Source organism: Haloferula sargassicola (assembly GCF_040362925.1).
Classification (GTDB): Bacteria; Verrucomicrobiota; Verrucomicrobiia; order Verrucomicrobiales; family Akkermansiaceae; genus Haloferula; species Haloferula sargassicola.
On record NZ_BAABRI010000002.1, the window covers coordinates 318,589 to 324,588 of the forward strand.

General features: G+C 63.1%; 4 protein-coding genes. All 4 read left to right on the forward strand.

What is annotated here, in order from left to right:
- The first annotated feature begins 3 nt into the window (after positions 1-3).
- On the forward strand, positions 4-1,914 hold the full coding sequence (locus ABXH26_RS02850; RefSeq protein ID WP_353565517.1) for an alpha-L-arabinofuranosidase family protein: 1,911 nt from the start codon (positions 4-6) through the stop codon (positions 1,912-1,914).
- 273 nt (positions 1,915-2,187) lie between these two features.
- Positions 2,188-3,237: a CNNM domain-containing protein gene (locus ABXH26_RS02855; protein ID WP_353565518.1), complete on the forward strand. Its 1,050-nt coding sequence runs from the start codon at positions 2,188-2,190 to the stop codon at positions 3,235-3,237.
- 815 nt (positions 3,238-4,052) lie between these two features.
- Entirely contained in the window at positions 4,053-4,325 is a 273-nt protein-coding gene (locus tag ABXH26_RS02860) for an ArsR/SmtB family transcription factor (protein WP_353565519.1), read from the forward strand.
- Positions 4,326-4,613: 288 nt separating this feature from the next.
- Positions 4,614-6,000: SpvB/TcaC N-terminal domain-containing protein (locus ABXH26_RS02865; protein ID WP_353565520.1), on the forward strand; the 1,387-nt coding region annotated here is incomplete at its 3' end.

Genomic DNA, 6,000 nt, shown 5'->3' on the forward strand with positions numbered 1-6,000 from the left:
CCCATGAGAACCCTTCCACGACTCCTCGCCGCCGCGGTTCCCGCCGCCGGTGCCATTCCGTTGGAGATCGATGCCTCCAAGCCGGTCGCCGCCGCCAGCCCGATCCACTACGGATTGATGACCGAGGAAATCAACTTCTGCTATGACGGCGGGCTCTACGCCGAGCTGATCCGCAACCGGAGCTTTCAGGATGACAAGGAAAGCCCCGCCCACTGGTCGGCCATCGGCACGGCGGAGATCGGCATCGATGATGGGGTGCCCTTCAACGAAGTCATTCCAATCAGCCTTCGGCTTGAGGCCAAGGCGCCCGGCGATGGCCTTGGCAACGAGGGCTACTGGGGCATTCCGGTGCATCCTTCCACGACATACCTCGCCCGCCTTCAGGTGAAGGGCGGCGAGGGCTTCAGCGGGTCGCTCAAGGTGGCGATCGTCTCCAACGACGGCACCACGGAATTCGCCAGCGCGGCGACGCCCGAGATCGGCCCGAAGTGGCAATACGTGAACGTCGAGTTGGCCACCGCGCCCGACGCCCCGACCACCGACCAGGCGAAGTTCGCGATCACCGCGGAAAAGCCGGGGACCTGCTGGTTGTCGGTGGTGTCGTTGTTTCCTCCCACCTGGAACGACCGGCCGAACGGATTGCGCAAGGACCTCATGCAGATGCTCGTCGACCTGCAGCCGAAGTTCCTGCGCTTTCCCGGCGGCAACTACCTCGAGGGCGACTTCATCGACACCCGCTTCAAGTGGTGGGAAACCATCGGCCCGATCACCCGCCGGCCCGGCCACCCCTGCCCGTGGGGCTACCGTTCGTCGGACGGCATGGGGTTGATGGAATTCCTGCTGTGGTGCGAGGACATGGGGGCCGAGCCGGTGCTCGGCCTGTATGCCGGCTATTCGTTGAAGGGCGATCATATCAAGCCCGGCAAAGACCTTGAGCCCTTCGTCCGGGAGGCGCTGGATGAAATCGAGTACGTGATGGGGCCCGCGACCAGCCGGTGGGGCGCGCAGCGGGCGAAGGACGGTCATCCGGAGCCGTTCAAGCTGCGCTACGTGGAAATCGGCAACGAGGACTGGTTCGACAAGTCCGGCTCCTACGACCAGCGCTTCGCCCAGTTTTACGATGCGATCAAGAAACGCCACCCCGACCTCAAGTGCATCTCCTCGATCGGCTCCGAACAGCCGAAGGAAAAGAGGGTGAAAAGCCGCCGGCCCGACGTGCTCGACGAGCACTTCTACCGCAAGGCGCACGAGTTCCTGAAGATGGACCGGGATTACTACGACGGCTTCGACCGCCGGGGCCCCGAGATCTTCGTCGGCGAATGGGCCGCCCACGAGACCCCCTTCGCCCCATGGGAGCCGCCGTCCAGGGACGCGCCTCCGACTCCGAATATGACGGCCGCCATCGGCGATGCCGCCTTCATGACGAATATGGAGCATCACTCCGACATCGTCACCATGCAGGCCTACGCGCCGCTGTTCGTGAACGTGAACGGCCGCCAGTGGAGGCCCAACCTCATCGGCTACGACGCCGTCTCCTCCTACGGCTCGCCCAGCTACTATGCCCTCCGTATGTTCAGCACGAACTTCGGCGGCGAGATCCTCGATGCCACCCTGCCGGAGGATTCACCCGTCTACACATCCGTCACCCGCGATCGCTCGGCCAGCCGGATTTTCGTGAAGCTGGTGAACTCCTCCGAGCAGCCCCAAACGCTGGCCGTGACCCTGACAGGCGTGCCCCGCGTGGCGGAAAGGGCAGCCACCGAGGTCATGGCCGCCGGCCCCGAAGCCACGAATACCATCGATCAGCCCACCGCCGTAGTGCCGGTGAAAGGGGAAATCGACGGCGTGAAAAACGAGTTCGAATACGAAATGCCGGCCCACTCGATCGTCGTGCTGAAACTCTGGACCCTTTAGTCTGGAGCGGACCTCGGATCCCGTGGCCCGGGATCCCCCCATGGCCCGGGGCGCAGGGGATCGTGGCCGTCGGCGGACTCGAAAGCTGGGCTGGGTCCGGCACCGGCCGCGGCCCGGCCGTCTACCGCGCCGGGTTCACCGGAGAAGCCGCTCTCCTGGCCGGGGCATTGGCGGGCCGGCTATTCCCCGGGAAACCCTGGCCCCGCCGCAGCGCCGGGGTGCGATTGTCGATTGACCCGTGGCGTTCCGGGTGTTGGCTGGGTGTGAATTTCCATGCTCCTGCTCGTCGCCTACGTCCTCCTCGCCCTCGGCGTGTCGTTCATCTGTTCACTGCTCGAGGCGACCCTGCTCTCCGTCACCCCGCCGGCGATCGAGACCGCGAAGCAAAGGGGCAAAAAATGGGGCGACACGATGGAGGCGCTCAAGGGCGACATCGACCGCCCGCTCTCCGCCATTCTCACCCTCAATACCATCGCCCACACCATGGGGGCCGCCGGCGCCGGCGCCCAGTATGCGAAGCTCTACGGCGATGCCACCGGCGGCGTGTTCGCCGGCATCCTGACGCTGGCGATCCTGGTCTTCACCGAGATCATCCCGAAGACGCTCGGCGCCCGCTACGCCTCCTTTTTCGCCCCTCCATCCGCCTGGCTCCTGGTGTGGCTGCAACGCCTCCTCGGCCCGCTGGTCTGGCTGTGCCGGCAGGTCACGCGCCTGCTGACCTTTGGAAAGGCCAACCAAGGCCCGGTCCACCGCGAAGAGCTGATCGCCGTCGCCAACCTCGGCGAACGCGTCGGCGAAATCGGCAAGCACGAGAGCGCCGTCGTGCGCAACATGCTCCAGCTCTCCCAGGTAAGCGTCTCCCGGATCATGACGCCGCGGACGGTGATGTTCACCCTGCCCGGCGAGATGACTTTCGGGGAGTTTGCCGATGAAATCATCGACCAGCCCTTCTCGCGCATCCCGGTCTATGGCGTGAACCGCGACGACATCCTCGGCTTCGTGCTGCGCTCCGATGCACTGCTGCGCTGCCTGCGGGCCCCGGAGGGGAAAATCTCGGAGATCGCCCTGCCCGTCGAGGCCACCCCCCAGCAGATCGGCCTGGACCATCTGTTCGAGCGCATGCTGCGCGAGGGGCGGCAGATGATGATGGTTCACGACGAGTTCGGCGCCATCGTCGGCCTCGTCACCATGGAGGATTTGCTGGAAACCGTGATCGGGTCCGAGATCCTCGATGAAACCGACCGCGAGGCGGACCTTCGCGAGGTCGCCCGCGAACGCTGGCGCACCCGGCTCTCAAAGATGGCCCCGGCGGCCAAGGGCTGAGGTTTTCAACGGTTGCCAGATCGCGAACAGTCCAAGCGTTCTTGATTGCCTGATGCAGGCAGGTTTGCCGGGCCGGGCGTCGGACGGCTTTCTCTCCAGCGCAGAGATCAGGCCCGATGCGTGCGCCAGCGGGGCGCCCACGAGGAATCTTCGGCAATCGACGCACTGAGCCGCGGGAAAAACGGCGACATCGGCGACTGGTGCAGCTTCATCGAATCCGCCGGCCAGTCGTCCTCCAAGCAATCGACGGAGGAGCTGGTGATGCCTCGTGCGAAAAAAGTGGACGACGGGGTGAGTCGCCGCGGAAGCGCGTGGGCCGCCCCAACGGTCACCGGTCAGCAAGGGATCCACGGTGGGTGGAGCGGGCGCCCTCGACCAGGGGCAGCGGCTGATCGCGGCAGGGTCAGCCGGGTCCACGTTTGGGGTCGGGCGCCCAAGCTGGGGGTGCCAGGGAAAGCCTTCCCGGCCGTCCGTTCGACACGGCCGGCGCTCCGACCGGGAGGCATGGGTGATGGGAACGGAGGGTGGGATCGGAGGGATCGGTGCTGGGCTCGGAGAAAACACTCCCCGGACGAGAGGAAACTTTCGCAGGAACGGAGAAAAGACTCCTCATCAAGGATACAAAACAAATCCAAGAGGAGGGAACATTCCGGAGAAGAGAGTAAAGACTCCGAAGAAGAGAGGAAAGTGTCTCGATTTGAGATGGATGATTCGCCGTCCGAGAGGTACCCTTCGCCGGCCGGGAGGTATGGTTCGCCAATCGGGCCGGCGTACGTGCCATGCCATCCCGACCTTCCAAGCATCCTCCCGAAGTCATGACCCTCGACCACGTCCTGCTCGCCGTCAGCAATCAGCGCCGCTGGCAGATCTTCATCGAGCTGGCGAAGGGTGAGCCCCTGCCGGTCAGCGAACTGGCGCGGCGGCTGGGCATCGGGCAGTCCGCCATGTCCAAGCAGATCGGGGTGCTGCGCGACTGCGGCGTGGTCGTGAGCCGCTACGGCAACTATGCCCTGCGCCCCGGGCTTCTCTCCGCGGACGGCAAAACGCTCGACTTCGGATGGGTGGTCCTGCGGCTGGATCGCTACTGATGGGTCGGCCCAAAGCCGGCGAGATCCATCCACATGCCGAAGCGGGCCCGCCGCTTCCTCACGGTGCTGCCGGGGGCAGGCGAGGAGCGCTGTTCAGAGGCGCGGCGAAGCCAAGTACACCAGCGATCCTCGCCAAAACACGATCTTCCCTCCCCTTGGGGATCGACCCCGGGGTCGACATGCCAAGTCTGCCGGATCCCCCACTGTTTCGTTCTTTTGCTATCTTAATAACCTGAAGGTCAATCGATTCCGGCTTATCCGGGGTTGAATGAGTAGATCATTAAGGTAATGGAGGCAAGGGAAATTATTTCCAAAGAAGTTGACATTGGAGAAGTGAATTCGATAGACGACGGCCGCATGAAGACCTTCGTTAGGGCAGGCGGCTTTGTTTTGGGTTTGCTGGCAATGTTTGCTAACCAGGTCTTAGCCTATCTTCCTCCGATTGACTTCGAGAGCCCTAATTTTGTCCCGCTTCAGTTGGTGGATGGCCGGTCGGCCCCAGCGGGGGATCCTTTGCAGGGTTGGAACCTGATCTCGGGAAATGCAACCATCAGTCCCGGTGGTGAGGGAGTTGCAGGGGGCCAGGCCTTACAGCTCTCGCAGAACTCGAGCTTGGAGGAGACCCACCTGCGGAGGCTTATTGACTGGGATCCCGGTGAGGAAATCGCTTTCGTGGATTTCTCAATTCGTCCTCCCGCCAATAGCTGGGGGAGCATGGCTTCGATTCATGTCAATGGTTCGCAAATCGCGTTCCAAAGGGGGGATTCCGACACTCAGGGTGAAATCTGGGTTTACCATGGCAACGACGATGCCTCCGATCCCGATGAGATGGAGCAGTGGTTGGTGGCTGGTCCTGAATTCGGGGTGAATCCGACCACCCGTCTTTCTACGTCTTACCTGCGGATCACGCTGCGCCAGGACACGGGCAGGAAAGTATGGGATCTGTTTGTGGATGGGAAATTAGTGGCGGTGAACCTTGGGTTTGACGGCCGTGGACCCGTTCTGCAAGCCCTCGATTTCTTCGGGAGCGATGCGTCGAAGGTGTTGATCGACAATCTTTCGGCGGATCCGAGTAACATGCTTTTTGCTGACGCGGATAAGGATGGGCTCCCTGATGCCTGGGAGGTGGCTCACGGATCGGATCCCAATCTTTATGATCGTGACGCCCTCAATCCTGCTTCAGGAAAAAGCTGGCTGGATGAGTATCTGGAGTCCCTGTGGGAGTCGGGGACCGAGGGGCTGGTGGCGAAGGGAGGGGTCACACACCCACCCATCGGCGTGGTGCCTCCATTGACTATTCTTGGTGCTCACCAGCCGGTTGGTGCATTGAAAGGATCTCTCTCGGTCGCGGGCGATGGCTCCGCGGCGTATTCAATTCCGATCGATCTGCCCAAGGGCACGGGCGGAATGGAGCCGAAGTTGTCCCTTGATTATTCCAGTAATGGAACCAATGGCATTGCCGGACTTGGCTGGTCTCTCACCGGCCTCCAGCAAATCACGCGGGGCGGTGCCTCCTACGCCAAGGATGGGGTGGTGGATCCCGTGGACTTCGATGCCAACGACCGGTTCTTTTTCAACGGCGAACGTCTGGTGCTGGTCGCGGGCACCTACGGCGCGGATGGCTCGCAGTACCGCACCGAGATGGATTCCTTCGCGCGGATTACAGCCCACGGCC